Origin of the sequence: Pseudomonas sp. zfem004 (genome assembly GCF_032621715.1) — a bacterium.
In the GTDB taxonomy this organism is placed as follows: domain Bacteria; phylum Pseudomonadota; class Gammaproteobacteria; order Pseudomonadales; family Pseudomonadaceae; genus Aquipseudomonas; species Aquipseudomonas sichuanensis.
The window spans coordinates 318,813-337,878 of the sequence record NZ_JAVYJF010000003.1 but is presented as its reverse complement, the minus strand read 5'-3'; the positions used below and the strand labels follow the sequence as shown (position 1 = coordinate 337,878).

At 64.0% G+C, this 19,066-nt stretch carries 17 protein-coding genes; 4 read left to right on the top strand and 13 right to left on the bottom strand.

Features of this window, described 5'->3' with window-relative positions; genetic code table 11:
• Positions 1 to 7: 7 nt before the first annotated feature.
• The 7 genes from RTH46_RS05185 to RTH46_RS05155 all read right to left on the bottom strand — a co-directional run bounded on the left by RTH46_RS05185 (position 8) and on the right by RTH46_RS05155 (position 9,704).
• Positions 8 to 934 (bottom strand): ABC transporter permease subunit, encoded by a 927-nt coding sequence (locus RTH46_RS05185; RefSeq protein WP_153787429.1) that lies wholly within the window; start codon positions 932 to 934, stop codon positions 8 to 10.
• Between the two features lie 10 nt (positions 935 to 944).
• Positions 945 to 1,955: an ABC transporter permease subunit gene (locus tag RTH46_RS05180; RefSeq protein ID WP_125465371.1), complete on the bottom strand. Its 1,011-nt coding sequence runs from the start codon at positions 1,953 to 1,955 to the stop codon at positions 945 to 947.
• A 74-nt stretch (positions 1,956 to 2,029) separates the two neighbouring features.
• Positions 2,030 to 3,625 (bottom strand): ABC transporter substrate-binding protein, encoded by a 1,596-nt coding sequence (locus RTH46_RS05175; protein WP_316905157.1) that lies wholly within the window; start codon positions 3,623 to 3,625, stop codon positions 2,030 to 2,032.
• 71 nt (positions 3,626 to 3,696) lie between these two features.
• Positions 3,697 to 5,064: an OprD family porin gene (locus tag RTH46_RS05170; RefSeq protein WP_153787427.1), complete on the bottom strand. Its 1,368-nt coding sequence runs from the start codon at positions 5,062 to 5,064 to the stop codon at positions 3,697 to 3,699.
• A gap of 175 nt (positions 5,065 to 5,239) precedes the next feature.
• Positions 5,240 to 6,832 (bottom strand): ABC transporter substrate-binding protein, encoded by a 1,593-nt coding sequence (locus RTH46_RS05165; protein ID WP_316905156.1) that lies wholly within the window; start codon positions 6,830 to 6,832, stop codon positions 5,240 to 5,242.
• 217 nt (positions 6,833 to 7,049) lie between these two features.
• Positions 7,050 to 8,675, bottom strand: a complete 1,626-nt coding sequence (locus RTH46_RS05160) for an ABC transporter substrate-binding protein (RefSeq protein ID WP_153787425.1) — start codon at positions 8,673 to 8,675, stop codon at positions 7,050 to 7,052.
• Between the two features lie 309 nt (positions 8,676 to 8,984).
• Positions 8,985 to 9,704 (bottom strand): SIMPL domain-containing protein, encoded by a 720-nt coding sequence (locus RTH46_RS05155; RefSeq protein ID WP_153787424.1) that lies wholly within the window; start codon positions 9,702 to 9,704, stop codon positions 8,985 to 8,987.
• A 308-nt stretch (positions 9,705 to 10,012) separates the two neighbouring features.
• On the opposite strand from RTH46_RS05155, the gene RTH46_RS05150 reads away from it, so the two are divergent.
• Together RTH46_RS05150 and RTH46_RS05145 are read left to right on the top strand one after the other, a co-directional pair.
• A complete protein-coding gene (locus RTH46_RS05150; RefSeq protein WP_153787423.1) occupies positions 10,013 to 11,269 on the top strand; it encodes an ATP-binding protein in 1,257 nt (418 codons plus the stop codon).
• Positions 11,269 to 11,829, top strand: a complete 561-nt coding sequence (locus RTH46_RS05145) for a response regulator transcription factor (RefSeq protein ID WP_153787422.1) — start codon at positions 11,269 to 11,271, stop codon at positions 11,827 to 11,829. Before RTH46_RS05150 ends, RTH46_RS05145 begins: the two co-directional genes overlap by 1 nt.
• Before the next feature lie 114 nt (positions 11,830 to 11,943).
• Here RTH46_RS05145 and RTH46_RS05140 read toward each other — a convergent pair whose 3' ends face one another.
• Together RTH46_RS05140 and RTH46_RS05135 are read right to left on the bottom strand one after the other, a co-directional pair.
• Positions 11,944 to 12,135, bottom strand: coding sequence for a hypothetical protein (locus RTH46_RS05140; RefSeq protein ID WP_110993461.1), 192 nt, complete (start codon positions 12,133 to 12,135; stop codon positions 11,944 to 11,946).
• Positions 12,136 to 12,149: 14 nt separating this feature from the next.
• Entirely contained in the window at positions 12,150 to 13,784 is a 1,635-nt protein-coding gene (locus tag RTH46_RS05135) for a phospholipase (RefSeq protein ID WP_316905155.1), read from the bottom strand.
• A gap of 188 nt (positions 13,785 to 13,972) precedes the next feature.
• On the opposite strand from RTH46_RS05135, the gene RTH46_RS05130 reads away from it, so the two are divergent.
• Together RTH46_RS05130 and RTH46_RS05125 are read left to right on the top strand one after the other, a co-directional pair.
• The gene (locus RTH46_RS05130; protein ID WP_153787420.1) at positions 13,973 to 14,914 is read left to right on the top strand and encodes an AEC family transporter; all 942 of its coding nucleotides are present in this window, start codon (positions 13,973 to 13,975) and stop codon (positions 14,912 to 14,914) included.
• 51 nt (positions 14,915 to 14,965) lie between these two features.
• Positions 14,966 to 16,321, top strand: coding sequence for an amino acid permease (locus tag RTH46_RS05125; protein ID WP_316905154.1), 1,356 nt, complete (start codon positions 14,966 to 14,968; stop codon positions 16,319 to 16,321).
• A gap of 84 nt (positions 16,322 to 16,405) precedes the next feature.
• On the opposite strand, the gene RTH46_RS05120 is transcribed toward RTH46_RS05125, so the two are convergent.
• The 4 genes from RTH46_RS05120 to RTH46_RS05105 form a co-directional block, all read right to left on the bottom strand.
• Positions 16,406 to 16,783 (bottom strand): carboxymuconolactone decarboxylase family protein, encoded by a 378-nt coding sequence (locus RTH46_RS05120; RefSeq protein ID WP_153787418.1) that lies wholly within the window; start codon positions 16,781 to 16,783, stop codon positions 16,406 to 16,408.
• Positions 16,784 to 16,793: 10 nt separating this feature from the next.
• Positions 16,794 to 17,837, bottom strand: a complete 1,044-nt coding sequence (locus RTH46_RS05115) for a calcium/sodium antiporter (RefSeq protein WP_153787417.1) — start codon at positions 17,835 to 17,837, stop codon at positions 16,794 to 16,796.
• A gap of 61 nt (positions 17,838 to 17,898) precedes the next feature.
• Positions 17,899 to 18,273, bottom strand: a complete 375-nt coding sequence (locus RTH46_RS05110) for a septal ring lytic transglycosylase RlpA family protein (protein WP_153787416.1) — start codon at positions 18,271 to 18,273, stop codon at positions 17,899 to 17,901.
• 77 nt (positions 18,274 to 18,350) lie between these two features.
• Positions 18,351 to 19,043, bottom strand: a complete 693-nt coding sequence (locus tag RTH46_RS05105) for an alpha/beta family hydrolase (protein WP_153786634.1) — start codon at positions 19,041 to 19,043, stop codon at positions 18,351 to 18,353.
• Positions 19,044 to 19,066 lie beyond the last annotated feature (23 nt).

The following is a 19,066-nucleotide window of genomic DNA, read 5'->3' as shown; positions in this document are numbered from 1 at the left end:
GTTCTCCTCAGGCGGCGTTCTTGAGTTTCGGGTCCAGCGCATCGCGCAGGCCGTCGCCCATCAGGTTGATTGCCAACACACTGAGCAGGATGGTCAGGCCGGGCAGGCTCACCACCCACCAGGCACGCTCGATGTAGTCGCGCGCCGAGGCCAGCATGGTGCCCCACTCGGGGGTGGGCGGCTGCACGCCAAGGCCGAGGAAGCCCAGGGCGGCGGCGTCGAGGATCGCCGAGGAGAAACTCAAGGTGGCCTGCACGATCAGCGGCGCCATGCAGTTGGGCAGCACGGTGACGAACATCAGCCGTGGCAGGCTGGCGCCGGCCAGACGTGCGGCGGTCACGTAGTCACGGTTCAGCTCGCCCATCACCGCGGCGCGGGTCAGGCGCACGTAGGACGGTAGCGAGACGATGGCGATGGCGATCACCGTGTTGATCAGGCCAGGGCCGAGGATGGCGACGATGGCCACGGCCAGCAGTAGCGAGGGCAGCGCGAGCATGACGTCCATCAGGCGCATGATCGACGGGCCGAGGATCTGCGGGAAGAACCCGGCCAACAGGCCCAGCAGGATGCCGGGGATCAGCGACATCACCACCGACGACAGGCCGATCAGCAGCGACAGGCGTGCGCCCTGGATCAGGCGCGAAAGCAGGTCGCGACCCAGCTCGTCGGTGCCGAGGATGAACTGCCAGGTGCCGCCTTCGAGCCACACCGGCGGCGTGAGCAGGAAGTCGCGGTACTGCTCGCTGGGGTTGTGCGGTGCCACCCAGGGGGCGAACAGTGCGCAGAACACCACCAGGGTCATGAAGGCCAGGCCGGCCACCGCGCCTTTGTTGCGCGAGAAGGCCTGCCAGAACTCCTTGTAGGGCGAGGGGTAGAGCAAGCTGTGGTCAACCGCGGCTGGCGGAGTGACGGATTTTGGAATCGGGCTGGTCATGACGAAGTCCTCAGCGCTGATGGCGGATGCGTGGGTTGACCAGGCCGTAGAGGATGTCCACGACGAAGTTGACCAGGATCACCAGGCAGGCGATCAGCAGAATGCCGTTCTGCACCACAGGGTAGTCACGGGCGCCGATGGCTTCGATCAGCCATTTGCCGATGCCCGGCCAGGAGAAGATGGTTTCGGTGAGCACTGCGCCGGCCAGCAGCGTGCCGACCTGCAGGCCGAACACGGTCAGCACCGGGATCAGGGCGTTGCGCAGGCCGTGGATGAACACTACGCGGGCAGGCGACAGGCCCTTGGCGCGGGCGGTGCGGATGTAGTCCTCGCGCAGCACTTCGAGCATCGACGAGCGGGTCATTCGGGCGATCACCGCCAGCGGGATGGTGCCCAGCACGATGGCCGGCAGGATCAGGTGCATCAGTGCGTCCTTGAACGCCCCTTCTTCGTCGCTGAGCAGGGTGTCGATGAGCATGAAGCCGGTCTTCGGCTCGATGTCGTAGAGCAGGTCGATGCGCCCGGAGACTGGCGTCCAGCCCAGGCTCACGGAGAAGAACATGATGAGAATCAGGCCCCACCAGAAGATCGGCATGGAGTAGCCGGCCAGCGAGATGCCCATGACGCCGTGGTCGAACAGCGAGCCGCGCTTGAGCGCGGCGATCACCCCGGCCAGCAGGCCGATGATGCCGGCGAACAGCAGGGCGGCAAAGGCCAGTTCGAGGGTCGCCGGGAACAGCGTGGTGAACTCGTGCCAGACGCTCTCGCGGGTGCGCAACGACTCACCGAGGTCGCCCTGGGCAAGCTTGCCGACGTAGTCCAGGTACTGCACTGGCAGCGGTTTGTTCAGGCCAAGGCGCTCCATGGCCTGGGCGTGCATTTCGGGGTCGACCCTGCGTTCGCCCATCATCACTTCGACGGGGTCGCCGGGGATCAGGCGTATGAGCGCGAAGGTCAGCAAGGTGATACCGAAGAAGGTCGGGATCAGCAGGCCCAGGCGCCGGGCAATGAAACTCAACATGTTTGGGGTACCTCATCAGCCACTAAGGGCACAGCCGCCGGCTGCCTTGCAGATCGCCGGCGGTCGTTGTTGTTCTACTTCACCTTGGTGGTGGCGAAGTTATTGTTGGTCAGTGGGTTGATCACGTAGCCCTCGACGTTCTCGCGCATCGCGGTGAACATCTTCGGGTGGGCCATGCTGATCCACGGTTGGTCCTCATCGTACACCGCCAGCGCTTCGCTATAGAGCTTGGCGCGTTCGTCGTTGTCGATGGCTTCACGGGCGCGGGTGATCAACTGCTGGAACTTGGGGTTGCACCAGCGCGCATAGTTCTCGCCGGATTTTGCCGCATCGCAGCTGAGCAGCGGGCTGAGGAAGTTGTCCGGGTCGCCGTTGTCACCGGCCCAGCCGGTTGACACGAGGTCGGCCTCGCCGTTTTTGGCCCGGCGCAACATTTCGGCCCATTCCATCACGCGAATATCGAGCTTGATACCGACCTTGGCCAGGTCGGCCTGCAGCATTTCCGCTGACAGGCGCGGGTTGGGGTTGGTCGGACCACCACCGTTGCGGGTGAACAGGGTGATCACCGTGCCTTCCGGAACGCCGGCTTCCTTGAGCAGGGCGCGAGCCTTGTCCAGGTCGTGGGGTGGGTTCTGGTTGGCACTGTTGTAGCCGAGCATGGTCGGTGGATACGGGTTGACCCCTACCATCGCGTTGCCCTTGCCGAACAACTGGTCGACGTGGGTCTGGCGGTCGAAGGCCATGTTGATCGCCTTGCGCACGCGTACGTCGCTCAGGTACTTGTGCTCGGTGTTCATCGAGATGTAGCCGGTGACCAGCGCTTCGATCTCGGCGACCTTGAGTTTCGGGTCGGCCTTGATCGAGGACACGTCGTCAGGTTTGGGGTACAGCGCCACCTGGCACTCGTTGGCACGCAGTTTCTGCAGGCGGACATTGCTGTCGGTGGCGATGGCGAAGATCAAAGCGTCAGCCGGTGGCTTGCCACGGAAGTAGTCCGGGTTGGGCTTGAAGCGGACCTGGGCATCCTTGTTGTAGCGCTGGAACACGAAGGGCCCGGTACCGATCGGCTTGCTGTTGAGGTCGCCGGTCTTGCCGGCCTTGAGCAACTGGTCGCCGTATTCGGCGGAGTAGATCGAGGTGAAGGCCATGCCCAGGTCATGCAGGAAGGGGGCTTCCGGACGGGTCAGGGTGATCACCACGGTGTGGTCGTCGGTCTTCTCCACCGATTTGAGCAGGTCCTTGAAGGCCATGCTCTCGAAATAGGGGTAGCCGACGCTGCTCTTGTCGTGCCACGGGTGGTCCGGCCTGAGCTGGCGGTTCAGGCTCCACACTACGTCGTCGGCGTTGAAGTCGCGGGTAGGGGTGAAGTAGTCGGTGCTGTGGAATTTGACGCCTTCACGCAGGTGGAAGGTGTAGACCAGGCCGTCCGGGCTGATGTCCCAGTGGGTGGCCAGGGCCGGCTGGATATCCGTGGTGCCTGGCTTGAAGTCGACCAGGCGGTTGAAGACGGTTTCGGCCGAGGCGTCGGCGGTGACGGCGGTGGTGTACTGGACAATGTCGAAGCCCTCGGGGCTGGCCTCGGTGCACACCACCAGCGGCTTGGCCACAACGGTGGATGCAGCGCCCAGGATGACCGCTGCCAGGGCAGCGCGTAGCGGTAACGATTTCATGAAACCTCCCTGCAGTGCTATTCCAGCGTAGCCGCCACGGCCCGTGGGGAGTCGGGCCGTGGCGTCAGCGGTCAAAGGATGTTGAATGGAATGGTGGTGACCAGGCGGAACTCGTCGAGGCTGCCATCGCCCTGGGCCTTGCTGGCGCGGTGGGCGGTGTAGGTGGCACGGATGCTGGTGTCTTTCAGTGGGCCGCTCTGCACCGCGTAGCTGGTGCCGAAGCCCCACTCGTAGTGGTTTTCGCCGTCGAGGCCATTGACGTCGTAGGCGGTACCCCGGTAATGGGTGCCGTCGATACCCCAGCCACGGGCGTTGTACAGGTTGAACTTGAGGCCCGGTACGCCATACGGCGCCATGTTCAGCACGTAGCTGATCTGCAGCGATTTCTCGTTGGGGCCGTTGAAGTCCGACAGCAGCGAGTTGGCCAGGTAGATGCCGTTGGTTTCATGCAGGTAGTCGAAGTACTCGTTGCCATTTACCTGCTGCCACGACGCGCTCAGGGTGTGCGCCTGATGGGTCAGGCCGAACGACAGGCTGTAGGTGTCGTTGTCGATCTCGCCCATCTTCTTGCTGCCGGCGTCCACGGTCTTGTAGTAATTCAGGCCGGTGGTCAGGCTCAACACGGCGCTGTCGCCCAGCACATGGTTGGCGCCGAAGTAGTACTGGTTCCAGAAGTCGTCGACCTTGGTCGCGTACAGGCTGGTGCTCAGGCTCTTGAGCGGCTGGTAGTTGATGCCGGCGGTGCTGGCGCGGTCGGTTTCGACACCGGTGGCGCTGTACTCGCTGCGGAACTTGCTCAGGCTCTGTTCGGTACGCGGCGAGACGCGGTCGAAGGTGCCCAGGTCGAACGACAGGTTGTCGAACTCGGCGCTGTGCAGGAACGCACCCTGGAAGCTCGATGGCAGCGCGCGGTTGCCGATGTAGGCGATCATCGGGGTGTCGACCGACTGGCGGCCCACGGTGAGGGTGGTGTTGGACACCCGCGCCTTGACGTTGCCCAGGCCCATCTTGCTCCACTGGCCGATCACGTCGCCGTCGCTGTGGGTGAGCGTGCGGTTGTTCGGGCCGGCTACCGCGGCGCGCCCCTGTTCCAGGGCGATGGCATTGTAGGCCGCGGCCTCGACGGCGAAGCCGACGGTGCCCTCGGTGAAGCCCGAGCTGTAGTTAAGGATGGTGCCCTGCAGCCAGTTGTCACGGCTGTGGGTGGGATGACGGGTACCGTCGCTCTTGTAGTACTTCCACAGTGGCGCGCGGGTGGCGCGTTCGCGGGCATACCAGTTGCGGGTACTGCCGGACAGGCTCTGGCCGTCGATGAAGCCCTTGGCTTCGGCTTGTTCACTGCTGGACTTGAGCGTGGTGGGGACGAATTCCTGGCTCATCGGTTCGGCCTGGGCCAGGGCGCTGAAGGCGCCGATGGACAAGGCCAATGCGGTTTTCATGGTGCGTTTCAAAATCAAAGCTCCCTTTCTGTTCTTTTAGTTATTACCCGTGCCTCGTGGGCCGGGCCTGCAACGGTGACGCGGTACTGCAGGTATCCGCCTGGGGTCGCCAGGCAAATCCAGGCTGCACGCGGCCGCGGGAGTGGGTCGCACTCCCGGCCAGACGATGCAGGGGTCAATCGATACTGACGCCGGAGAAAACGTTGCGTCCGAAGGGGCTGACCTTGAAGTCGTTGACGTTGCTGCTCAGTGGCTGGTTGACCGTGGAGTGGGCCACGGGCGTGATCGGTACCTGTTGCTTGAGGCGTTGCTGGGCCTGTTGGTAGAGGGCGCTGCGTTGTTCACGGTCGGTGACCCGTTTGGCTTGCTTGACCAGCGCGTCGTACTGCGGGTCGCACCACAGCGAATAGTTGTTGCTGCCGATGGCGTCGCAGCCATAGAGGGTGCCCAGCCAGTTGTCGGGGTCGCCGTTGTCGCCGGTCCAGCCGATCAGGGCGATATCGTGCTCACCGCTTTTCATGCGCTTGAGGTATTCACCCCACTCGTAGCTGACGATGCGCACCTTGAGGCCGAGCTTGCTCCAGTCGGCCTGAAGCATTTCGGCCATGAGCTTGGCGTTGGGGTTGTAGGGGCGCTGCACGGGCATGGCCCAGAGGGTGATCTCGGTGCCTTCCTTGACCCCGGCCTGCTTGAGCAGGGCCTTGGCCTTCTGCGGGTCGAACGGCGCGTCCTTGAGCGAGTCGTCGTAGGACCACTGGGTGGGCGGCATGGCGTTTACCGCAAGTTGCCCGGCCTCCTGGTAGACGGCCTGGATGATCGCCTGCTTGTTCACCGCCATGTCCATGGCCTGGCGCACTTCGAGGCGGTCGAAGGGCGGGTGCTGGGTGTTGTAGGCGATGTAGCCGAGGTTGAAGCCGGGCTGCTGCAGCACCTGCAGCTTGCTGTCCTGCCGGAGTGCGGGCAGGTCGGCCGGGCGCGGGTGCAGGGTGACCTGGCATTCGTTGCGGCGCAGCTTCTGGATGCGCACCGATGGGTCGATGTTGATGGAGAACACCAGGTTGTCGAGCTTCACCTGGTCGGGCGCCCAATAGTCCTTGTTGCCCTTGTAGCGAATCTGCGCGTCTTTCTGGTAGCGCTGGAACACGAACGGGCCGGTGCCGATCGGTTTCTGGTTGATGTCGCTCGGCCGGCCCTCGGCCAGCAGGTGCTCGGCGTACTCGGCGGAGAGGATCGCGGCGAACGCCATGGCGAGGTTCTGGATGAATGCGGCATCAACCTTGTTGAGGGTGAAGACCACGGTCAGCGGGGCGGTCTTCTCGATCCTGGCGATGTTCTTGTCCAGCCCCATGCTGATGAAGTACGGGAATTCGGTGGGGTAGGCCTGGCGGAACGGGTGCTGCTTGTCGAGCATGCGGTTGAAGGTGAACAGCACGTCGTCGGCGTTGAAATCGCGGGTGGGCTTGAAGCCCTTGTTGGCGTGGAACTTCACCCCGGGCCGCAGGTGGAAGGTGTAGCGCAGGCCGTCGTCGGAGACCTGCCAGTCGGTGGCCAGGGCCGGATGCACGGCGGTGCCGCCGCGCTCGAACTCGACCAGGCGGTTGTAGATCGGTTCGGCGGCATCGTTGTCGGTGGCCGAGGTGTACTGGGCGGTGTCGAAGCCTGCCGGGCTGCCTTCGGAGCAGAACACCAGGTTGTTGGCCAGTGTCAGCGGCGCGTGGCTCAGCAGGCCGAGTGCAAAGAGGGTGGAGCACAGCGTTGTAGGGCGCATGGCAAATCCTTTGTCCTGGTCTTTTCTGGCCGCGACAGGCAAAGCGCGGCGATGACATCCCGGCCCTGACGATAGAGGCGTCAAGGTGTGGGAGCCATGGTTCAGATACTGATATGGGAGCGGGAGCATTCCGGCGACTGCGGTGGAAAAGTCCTACGCGCCGCCCGGTCATGTCGTCGCCCCGCCGCAACCTGTGCGGGCGGGGCGATCATGGCCGTTACTTGTCCACGCTTACCCCGTAGAAGGAGTTCAGGCCGAAGGGGCTGATCTTGAAATCCTTCACGGACGTGCTCATGGGTTGATACACGGTGGAGTGGGCGATCGGGGTGATCGGCACCTGTTCCTTGAGGATGTGTTGCGCCTGCTTGTACAGCTCGGTGCGTTTGGCCTGGTCGGAGGTGGCCTTGGCTTGCTTGATCAGGTCGTCGTACGGCTTGTAGCACCACTTGGAGAAGTTGTTACCGTCCATGGCGTCGCAGCCATAGAGGGTGCCCAGCCAGTTGTCCGGGTCACCGTTGTCGCCGCTCCAGCCAATCAGCATGGCACCCTGCTCGCCGCCCTTGGAGCGCTTGATGTACTCACCCCATTCGTAGCTGACGATCTTGGCCTTGATGCCGATCTTGGCCCAGTCGGACTGCAGCATTTCGGCCATCAACTTGGCGTTGGGGTTATAGGGGCGTTGCACCGGCATGGCCCACAGGGTGATCTCGGTGCCTTCCTTGATGCCGGCTTCCTTGAGCAGCTGCTTGGCCTTTTCGGGGTCGTACTTGGCATCCTTGACGGTGGTGTCGTAGGACCACTGCGTTGGCGGCATGGCGTTGACCGCCAGCTGGCCGGCGCCCTGGTACACCGACTCGATGATCTGCTGCTTGTTCACCGCCATGTCGAGAGCTTCACGCACCTTGAGTTGCGACAGCGGGTTAGGCTCGTTGCTGCCCTTGACCTTGTCCATCACGTTGTAGGCGATGTAGCCGAGGTTGAAGCCGGCCTGGTCGGGCATCTTCAGCTTCGGGTCCTGCTTCAGCGGCTGGATATCGGCCGGGCGGGGGAACAGGGTGACCTGGCACTCGTTCTTCTTGAGCTTCTGCATGCGCACCGAGGCGTCGGTGCTGATGGCGAAGATCAGGTTGTCGATCTTCACGTCCTCGGGCTTCCAGTAGTCCTTGTTGCCCTTGTAGCGGATCTGCGCGTCCTTCTGGTACTTGCTGAACACGAACGGGCCGGTGCCGATGGGCTTCTGGTTGATGTCGGCAGGCTTGCCTTGCTTGAGCAACTGGTCGGCGTACTCGGCCGACTGGATCGACGCGAAGCTCATGGCCAGGTTCTGGATGAACGCTGCATCGACTTCGTTGAGGGTGAACTTGACGGTGTGGTCATCGACCTTCTCGACCTTGGCGATGTTCTTGTCCATGCCCATGTCGGTGAAGTACGGGAATTCGGTGGGGTACGCCTTGCGGAACGGCTGGTCCTTGTCGAGCATGCGATTGAAGGTGAACAGCACGTCGTCGGCGTTGAATTCGCGGGTTGGCTTGAAGTAGTCGGTGGTGTGGAACTTGACGCCTTCACGCAGGTGGAAGACGTAGGCCTTGCCATCGTCGGACACTTCCCACTTGGTGGCCAGGCCCGGAATCACCGCGGTGCCGCCACGTTCGAATTGCGTGAGTCGGTTGAAGATGGTTTCGGCGGAGGCGTCGAAGTCGGTTCCGGTGGTGTACTGGCCAGGGTCGAAACCGGCCGGGCTGCCTTCGGAGCAGAACACCAGGTTGGTCGCGGCGAGGGCGGACGGAGCGCCGGCTAGCAAGCCTGCGCCGACCAGGAACGGAATGACTGCGTGTTTAAGCATGGTGGCCTCATTGTTGTCATTTTTTGAGTGAGGCGGCCTCGTGAGCCGACCTGCGGATACTTATGCAGGGGCTATTCCCAATGCAACACTCAGCAGAGTGGTTGGCGGCAAAACGTGGGACGGTCGTACATGGATGTCGCATTCATATAAGTTTGGCGAATGTTGATCGTTTGCGCGCTCCAAAATGGTAAGAATTTCAAGATGTTTCGCATTTTGGGTGACAGGCGGACGCACCTGATTGGTGCGTAGGAATAGTCGGAAAGTGCTGTCAGTGGCGGATTTCACCGCCACTGACATCCACTTGGAGGGTCAGGGCACCTGAACTTCGATCAGGCCATCGGCGCTCATGCTGACTTCGCTGGTGCCGGCCTCGATATCAGGTGCTGGCGCCGCCGCTTCGTCGGCAGCCTTGGCCATCATCGCCATCGGTGCGCTGCGCAGGTACGGGCGCGGGTAGCCGCTGCTGTTGAGGTTCAGGCTGACCACCTTGTAGCCCTTGCCGCCGAGCGCTTCGGTGGCCAACTGGGCACGGGCCTTGAACGCGGCCACGGCATCCTTGAGCAGCTCGTCCTCGCTGGTCTTGCGGGTGGCCGGGGCGATGGAGAAGTCCATGCCGCCCATCTTCAGGTCCTGCAGCAATTCACCGGTGAGCTTGGACAGGGCCGGGAAATCGGCACTTTCCAGGCGCAGCTCGGCGCGCTCGCGCCAGCCGGTGATCTTCTGGCCCTTGGTGTCGTAGATCGGGTAGCTGTTGCGGCTGCCCTGGCTGATCTTCACGTCCTTCACGTCACGGGCCTGCTGCACGGCCTTGTTCATGGTTTCGGTGATCTGCTTGGCGAGCTTGCCCGGGTCGCTGTTCTGCGCTTCGCTGTACAGCGTCACGACCATCAGGTCGCGGGCGACTTCCTTGCTGACTTCGGCGCGCAGCGACACCTGGTTGTAGCGTGGCTCGTCGGCGGCCACGGCGGGCAGGGTGGCGAGCAGGCCGCAGGACAGGGCAAAGGCTTTGCCGCGACGGGAAATGTGCATGTGTTGCTCCTTGGCAATGAAAAGCGTGGTTGGAACGTTCGTGCCACGCATGGCCGATCAGACCGGGGACAGTTTAGGCAGTTCAAAGCGACAAGCGGCAAGCTGTAAGAAAGTATGTGAGTATTATCGAGATCAGTTTCACAGCCCCTGGGTCAGAGCATCTGATGAAGGTTCGCCGCGAGAACGCTTGAAGCTTGTAGCTAGAGTCTTGAGGCTGACGCGTGTGGCGCTTTGCCGCATCGCTGCAGCGAGGCGCCTGGCTTCGGTATACTCCAGCCGATTTTTCTGGAGCCTCATCGGGAGAGCTCATGCTCGCCGCCGCACATCCGCTGTCCGCTACACGCCAGAACCTTTGGCGCCTGACCTTCATCCGCATCCTGGTCCTGGCTGCCCAGGCCGGCTCCGTGGGCGTGGCCTACTGGACCGAGTTGCTGCCGCTGCCATGGTTCTCGCTGGTGGTCACCCTGGCCTTGTCGTCGCTGCTGTGCGCGTTCACCGCCGTGCGCTTGCGCCTGTCACTGCCGGTCACCGAACTCGAGTACGCGCTGCAGCTGGCCTGCGACCTGCTGATCCACAGCGCGCTGCTGTATTACTCCGGTGGTTCGACCAACCCCTTCGTCTCTTATTACCTGGTGCCGCTGGCGATCGCCGCCGTCACGCTGCCGTGGATCTACTCGCTGGTGCTGTCGGGCATCGCGCTGGTGGCCTACAGCCTGCTGCTGGTGCAGTTCTACCCGCTGGAGGCCTTGCCGCAGTCGCGCGACACCATGCAGGTCTACGGCATGTGGCTGAGTATCGCCCTGGCCGCAGCGGTGATTACCTTCTTCGCCGCGCGCATGGCTGAGGAGTTGCGCCGCCAGGAGCACCTGCGCGCCGAGCGCCGTGAAGAGAGCCTGCGCGACGAACAACTGCTGGCGGTGGCCACCCAGGCCGCTGGCGCCGCCCATGAGCTGGGCACGCCGTTGGCAACCATGAGCGTGCTGCTCAATGAAATGCGCCAGGACCACACCGACCCGCTGCTGCAGGAAGACCTGCAGATCCTTCAGGACCAGGTCAAGCTGTGCAAGGAAACCCTGCAGCAACTGGTGCGCGCTGCCGAAGCCAATCGGCGCCTGGCCATCGTCGAGCAGGACGTCACGGCCTGGCTCGACGAAGCGCTCAACCGCTGGCACCTGATGCGCCCGGAAGCCAGCTACCGTTTCCAGCGCCTGCGCGATGGCCAGGTACCGCGGCTGGCGCCGCCGCCCGACCTGACCCAGGCCCTGCTGAACCTGCTGAACAATGCCGCCGATGCCTGCCCGGACGACCTGGAGGTGCGCCTTGACTGGGACGCCCAGGACATCGTCATCAGCATCCGCGACCATGGCCCCGGCATGCCGCCGGCCATTGCCGAAGCGATCGGCAAACCCTTTATTACCACCAAGGGCAAAGGCTTCGGCCTGGGCCTGTTCTTGAGCAAGGCCAGCGTGACGCGTGCGGGTGGTTCGGTGAAACTCTATAGTCATGAGCAGGGTGGCACCCTGACCGAATTGCGCCTGCCCCATGGCAAGCGAGGAGATGAATGATGAGCGAAGAAATCCAGGTCGAAGGCGAAGAACTGCCGCACCTGCTGCTGGTGGATGACGATGCCACCTTCACCCGGGTCATGGCGCGGGCCATGAGCCGCCGCGGTTTCCGCGTGAGTACCGCAAGCTCTGCCGAGGAAGGCCTGAAGCTGGCCGAGCAGGACCTGCCGGACTACGCCACCCTGGACCTGAAGATGGAGGGCGATTCGGGCCTGGTGCTGCTGCCCAAGCTGCTGGAGCTGGACCCGGAGATGCGCGTGGTGATCCTGACCGGTTACTCGAGCATCGCCACGGCGGTCGAAGCGGTGAAGCGCGGTGCCTGCAACTACCTGTGCAAACCTGCCGACGCCGATGATGTGCTGGCTGCACTGCTGTCGGAGCACACCGACCTGGATACCCTGGTGCCGGAAAACCCGATGTCGGTGGATCGCTTGCAGTGGGAGCATATCCAGCGCGTGCTCGGCGAGCATGAAGGCAATATCTCTGCCACCGCGCGAGCGCTGGGCATGCACCGGCGCACCTTGCAGCGCAAGTTGCAGAAGCGCCCGGTACGGCGCTAAAGGCATCGCGGGGCAAGCCCGCTCCCACGGGGGGACAGCTCCCAAGAAGTTGGACACCAATCCAACCCTCGGGGACAGTCCACCCGTAGGAGCGGGCTTGCCCCGCGATTGTTTTTAGAAGGCGCTTACCCCCGAGCGGTCAACCCGCACCGCCAGTGGCCCTGCACCAGCAGGCGCCTCGAACGCCACCAGCCCTCCCGCCGGCACCTTGGCCCGGCCAATGACCTTGCCATCACGCAACAGCTCCAGCGGCATGCCTGCCAGCGACTGACCCGAAGCCAGCTCCAGTTTGATCCTGATGTTCATCGGTGACCTCCTTGTCACGCATTGCGATCGATGTAAGTGGTTGCCACGCCATCAAGGCTGGCGATCAGCTCCGGCGAGCCGCCGCGGAACTGGCGGAACAGGTTGCGCCCGCGCTGCTTGCCGTCCAGCGGCACCTGTACGGTCGGGTGGAACTGCCCGCCCAGTTCGGCATAGGCGCTCCACGGCCCGATATAGGATTCGTTGAACTGCTCGCTCACGCTGAAGGCGTAACGCACCGAGTTGCCCCGCTGCCAGTTGAGGCCATCCGGTTCGCTGCTTTGCCAGCCGATGATGGCCGGTGAAGCACTCGGTGCGGCGATGAATCCGCTGGGGGTATTGGGCTTGTAGTCCTTGAGCAGCAGGTAGGTGCTCCAGCCCCACCAGTCGCCGATGCGCTCGCGGTCGTTGAGGTTGTTGACGTCCTTGCGCCGCAGCACGGTCTTGCCGTCCTGGAAATACAGCGGGGCAAAGTTGCCCGGCACCAGGTCCTGCTCGGCGGCGTGCAGGTCCGGTGCCAGGCGCAGGGCTGCATAGTCCTTGGCCAACGGCAGGCGGCCATCGACAAATGCCTGGAACACCTCGTCGGCCGAGCGCTGCACGGCCCGGCCGACCTGGCGACGGTTGGCCACATCGACGCTGTCGAAGTAGCGCTTGTCGCCATAGGCGCGCCATTGCTCGCCTTCGGCGTTGCGCACCAACAGGCCGTACTTGCTGTCTTCATCGTGCATGAAGCGCGAGATCAGCGAGCCGACGTCGCTCGGGGTGACGCTGTCGGCCAATGCCTTGCGCGGCACCCGCAAATGGCCGGCGGAGAACAGGTCGGTGAGGAAGTGATCGGCGAAGGCATTCATGGCGTAGGCCAGTTGCAGGTCGCGCTCTTCGCCACTGGCACGCGCCTTCACGGCTTGCTGCAAGGCGGCGGCGTGGCCGGCCTGGTAGGCCAACAGCGCCCAGGGGCCGAAATGGTCCCAGTTGCTGGCGGCCAGCTTCAGGTAGCGGCCAAGCGGGAACAGGTCGGACGCGAAACTGCCGCCGCCGGTGATGCGGTTCCAGCGTGCCGACAGGCTGTCGCCCAATGCGTCGTAGGCTTCATGGGGCTGGCGGCCGTCCTGAATAGCCTGGTTGGCGGCGGCGATTTCTTCCTGCATCACGGCCAGGATCTGCCCGGCCTCGTCCTTGGCCGCCGGCAGGCGGGCCAGGGAGTCGAAGGCCTGGGTGAAGCGTGTGATGCGTTCGGCCTCGCTGGCGCCGTCGGCGATGGGCCGCTCGGGCACGCCATAGAAGTCGCCGCCCAGGGCGATGACCTGGCCGTAGGTCAGGCTCAGGCCGTTGGGCAACGGCAGGGGCGACTGGTGGGCGGGGATGCCCGGCTGGCCAGCTTCGTAACGCAGCAGGGTGTTGTCACCAATGGCGGTGTGCTCACCCCCTTCGAAGAACAGCTCGGGTTTGCGTTTGGGCGCTTGGCCGGTGCCTTGCGGCACGCCGAAGCGATGGTACTTGAGGGTGTGGTGGCCGTGCATGACCAGCATCAGCTGGCTGTCCGGGCCGGGAAGCTCGATGCCCTGCGGGTCGAACAGTTGATCGAGGTCGGCAACGACCTGTTTGGCCTGGGCTTGGTTGGCCACGGGCGCGGTTTGCATTCCTGACATGATCAGCTCCTTGCGATGTCGGGATAATCCATTTTTAACTGTATGCATATACAGTATTAATCATCATATTCGGGAAATTTCCTACGTCAAGCTCAGTTTGTGCTGCCAACTCGCACCTTCGATGGGCGCAAGGCCCTGGCACTGACGTATGATTAGCCCCCTAACGGCAACCCTCAGGATCAGGCTGCATGCTCGCCCTTCTTATCCAGACACTGAACATCACGGCGCCCGTGTTCGCCATGCTGTTCATGGGCGTGCTGCTCAAGCGCATCCGCGTGATCGACGACAACTTCAGCAAGGTCGCGTCATCGCTGGTGTTCAACGTGTGCATGCCGGCGCTGCTGTTCCTTGGCATCTACCACGCCGACCTGGCCGCAGCGGTCAAGCCCGGGGTCATCCTCTACTTCATCGTCGCTACCCTGGTGGGCTTCGGCCTGGCCTGGGGCCTGGCGATCTGGCGCTGCCCGCCAGCGGACCGCGGCATCTACACCCAGGGCGCATTTCGCGGCAACAATGGCGTGATCGGCCTGGCGCTGGCCGCCAGCCTCTATGGCGACTACGGTATCTCCCTTGGCGCGGTGCTGGCCGGGCTGGTCATCCTCATGTACAACTCGCTGTCGGCAGTGGTGCTGGCGGTGTACAGCCCGGACCTGAAGTCCGACCCGTGGAGCATCTGCAAGAGCATTTTCAGCAACCCGCTGATCATCAGTGTGCTGGTCGCAACGCCCATGGCCTACGGCCAGGTGCCGCTGCCCAACTGGCTGTTGACGTCCGCCGACTATCTGGCGCAGATGACCTTGCCGCTGGCGCTGATCTGCATCGGTGGCACCTTGTCGCTGGCGGCGCTGCGCGACAGCGGCAGGCTGGCGTTCGATGCGAGCCTGGTGAAGATGGTCTGGCTGCCGCTGCTGGGTACCCTGGGCGCCTGGCTGTGCGGTTTCCGCGGGGCCGAACTGGGCATCCTGTTCCTCTACATCGGCAGCCCCACCGCGGCGGCGAGCTATGTGATGGCGCGGGCGGCCAACGGCAACCACGAACTGGCCGCCTCGATCATCGTGATCACTACACTGATGGCGGCCATCACCACCAACATCGGCATTTTCGTCTTGCAGTGGGGCGGCTGGATCTAGCGCTTCACTGCACACAACACCAACAACAAGGCCTCACCTAAAGGACACTTCATGCAAGACCAGAGCACGCCCGAGCGCTTGCAGCGCGGGCTGAAGAATCGCCATATCCAGCTGATCGCGCTGGGCGGTGCCATTGGCACCGGGCTGTTCCTGGGCATCGCCCAGACCATCCAGCTGGCCGGCCCCTCCGTGCTGTTGGGCTATGCCGTCGCCGGCCTGATGGCTTTCCTGATCATGCGCCAGCTTGGCGAGATGGTGGTCGAGGAGCCGGTGGCCGGCAGCTTCAGCCACTTCGCGCACCACTACTGGAGCGAGTTCGCAGGCTTCGTTTCGGGCTGGAACTACTGGGTGGTCTACGTGCTGGTCGGCATGGCCGAGCTCACCGCCGTGGGCATCTACGTGCAGTACTGGTGGCCGGACTTTCCCACCTGGGCCACGGCAGCGATCTTCTTCGTGGCCATCAACGCCATCAACCTGACCCAGGTGAAGGTGTATGGCGAGATGGAGTTCTGGTTCGCCCTGGTCAAGGTGGTGGCCATCGTCAGCATGATCGGCTTTGGTGCCTGGCTGCTGGGCAGCGGCCACGGCGGGCCGGACGCCAGCGTCGCCAACCTGTGGCAATACGGCGGCTTCTTCCCCAATGGCGTGACCGGGCTGATCATGGCGCTGGCGGTGATCATGTTCTCCTTCGGCGGCCTGGAGCTGGTCGGCATCACTGCCGCCGAGGCCGAAAACCCACGCGAGAGCATCCCCAAGGCCACCAACCAGGTGGTGTATCGCATCCTGATCTTCTACATCGGTGCCCTGGCGGTGCTGCTGTCGCTGTATCCGTGGCAGAAGGTGGTGCAGGGCGGCAGCCCGTTCGTGATGATCTTCCACGAACTGGACAGCGACCTGGTGGCGACCATCCTCAACGTGGTGGTGCTGACCGCCGCGCTGTCGGTGTACAACAGCTGCGTCTACGCCAACAGCCGCATGCTGTTCGGCCTGGCCTCCCAGGGCGATGCGCCGCGCCAGCTGCTCAAGGTCAGCCGCCGTGGCGTGCCGCTCACCGCCTTGGGCGTGTCGGCATTCGCCACGGGGATGTGCGTGCTGATCAACTACCTGATGCCCGGTGAAGCCTTCGGCCTGTTGATGGCCCTGGCCGTTTCGGCGCTGGTGATCAACTGGGCGAGCATCAGCATCACCCACCTGAAGTTCCGCAAGGCCAAGCTGGCGGCCGGTATCACGCCGTTCTACCGCAGCTGGGCGCACCCGGTGAGCAACTACCTGTGCCTGGCGTTTATCGTGCTGATTCTGGTGGTGATGTACCTGACGCCACCGATTCGTATCTCGGTGATGCTGATCCCGGCGTGGATCCTGGTGCTGTGGGTGGCGTTCAAACTGAAGAAAAAGCGTCAGGGTTGAGGCCCAATCGCGGGGCAAGTCGCACCGGCGCACCGCCGCTCCCACGTCATGAAAACGTGGGAGCGGGCTTGCCCCGCGATGCTTTCAGCTGGCCTGGTAGCTGTCGATCACTTCCTGCGCCGCCCGGAACGCATCGATCGCCGCCGGCACGCCGGCGTACACGGCGCAATGCAGTAACGCCTCGCGAATCTCCTCCACCGTGCAGCCGTTGTTCAACGCCCCACGCACGTGCCCCTTGAGCTCTTGCGGGCACTTGAGCGCGGTCAGCGTGGCCAGGGTGATCAAGCTGCGGGTTTTCAGCGGCAGCCCGTCGCGTGCCCAGACGCTGCCCCAGGCATGTTCGTTGACGAAGTCCTGCAGTGGTTGGGTGAACGCGGTGGCATTGCCCAGGGCGCGGTCGACGAAGGCATCGCCCATCACCTGGCGGCGAATGCTTTCGCCGGTCTGTTTCGTGTCAGCCATGTTGTTTTCCTTAGTGTTGGCGGCGCCAGGCGCGCACCGTCGTATACAGCAGCACGACGCCGAGCGCTGGCAGAACGTAGAACAGCATCAGGTTTTCCAGGCGCCCGGCCAGGGGCAGCCCGGTGGTGAATGTCACCACGTGCAGGCCGTAGGCCAGGTACAGGCAGAGGAACACCAGGCCCTCGGCGCGGGTCACCCGAAAGCCCGAATAGAACACCGGCAGGCACAGCGCCGCGACCCCGAGCATCACCGGCAGGTCGAAATCCAGGGCGTTGGGCGAGATCGACAGCGGCTCGGGCGCAACCACGGCGGTCAGCCCCAGCACCGCCAGCAAGTTGAACAGGTTGCTGCCGATTACCGTGCCCACCGCAACCTCGCGTTCGCCGCGCAGCGCGGCGATCAGGGCGGCGGCCAGCTCCGGCAGTGAAGTGCACACCGCGACCACGGTCAGGCCGATGACCCGTTCGGAGAGCCCGAGGTCAGTCGCAACCTCGACGGCGGCCTGCAGCAGCAGATGCCCGGCCAGGCTAAGCAGGCCGAGGCCCAGGAAGACCTGCAGCAATACGCCGCTCCAGAAGCGTCCGGCGCCTGTAACCGGCGTATTCGCTGCCGGGTAGGTGCGCGCATGGTGGCGCGACTGGTGCCGAAGCATCAGCAGGTAGCCGAGCAAGCCGAGCAGCAACAGCGCACCTTCGACGCGCCCCAGCTGGCCATTGCCGGCCAGCAGATAGACCAGGCCGCTGGCGGCGATCATCAAGGGAATGTCCAGGCGCACCAGTTGGCGCGACACGCGCAGCGGAATGATCAGCGCGGCCAGGCCGAGAATCACCAGCACGTTGAAGATATTGCTGCCGATCACGCTGCCCACCGCCACATCAGGCGCGCCTTGATAGGCCGCCTGCAGGCTGACGGTGAGTTGCGGTGCGGTACTGCCGAACGCCACCAGGCTCAGGCCGATGATCAGCGGGCGTACATGCAGGCGGGTGGCCAGGCGCAGCGCCGCGCGTACCAGCAGCTCGGCGCCGAGGATCAGCAACAGCAGGCCCAGGCCCAGTTGCAGCAGGCTGAAGGTGGGGAGGGTGGCCAGGTCGAAAATGGCGAGGGCTCCAGTCAGGTCAATCGCTCAGACCTTGTACCCGGACTCGCGCCGTTCCGCTACGGAGCATGCCGATTTTTTCCGCTGCGGCGCGTGACAGGTCGATCAGCCGACCGCGTGTGTGCGGGCCGCGGTCGTTGATGCGTACCACCACGCTGCGCTGGTTGGCGAGGTTGGTCACCAGCACCCGGCTGCCGAAGGGGAGGCTGCGGTGTGCGGCGGTGAGGTCATGCTGGTTGAACGGTTCGCCACTGGCGGTGCGTTTGCCGTGGTGGCGGCTGCCGTAGTAGGAGGCGGTGCCGGTTTCGTTGTAACCGCGGGGGTCGATGTCGTGGCTGGCGCAGCCGGCCAGGACGGAGAAGAGGGTAAGGGTGGTGAGGGATCGTTTTAGCAAGTCGGAGACTCCGGTGTTGCTGCAGACGATCGCGGGGCAAGCCCGCTCCCACGTGGGAGCGGGCTTGCCCCGCGATTTCAATCCCGCAGGAATCTCGCTACATTCTCCGCCGCCGCCTGCAAATGCTGCGCATGGCTGAACCCCGAAGCCTTCAACGGTTTCAGGTCATGGTCCGCCGCCACCAGCCAGCTCACTTCGATCGCTGGCGATAGTTCATACCCCTGCACCGCCTCCCGATTGCCCAGGGCATCTCGCTCCCCCTGGACGATCAGCGTGCGCGTGCGCAACCCGGCCAAGTGCTCGACGCGGGGCTTTTCCGGCTTGCCCACGGCATAGAACGGATAGCCCAGACACACCAGCGCATCGGCACCAAGCTCGTCCGCCAGCAGGCTGGCCATGCGCCCGCCCATGGACTTGCCACCGACAGCCAAAGGCCCCGCGACCAAAGGTCGCACCTGGTTGTATACATCACGCCAGCAGTCGAGCAGGACCTTCTGCGGATTGGGCGGGCGCCGGCCGCCGTCGACACGCCGCTGGGCCATGTACGGAAACTCGAAACGCACCACCCCGACCCCAAGCCCTGCCAGCCTTTGCGCCATGTCGTCCATGAAGCCGCTGTCCATCGGCGCGCCCGCGCCATGGGCCAGGATCAGCCAGCTGTTTTGCCCTCGTTCGCCCGCAATTCGCGGAGGATCGCAGCGCAAGCCTGGGGCATTTGCAATCTGCGCCCATTGATCCCCGTCAATACCGGCACTTTGCCCATTAATCATGCTTGCCTCGCTGTCTAGCCTGC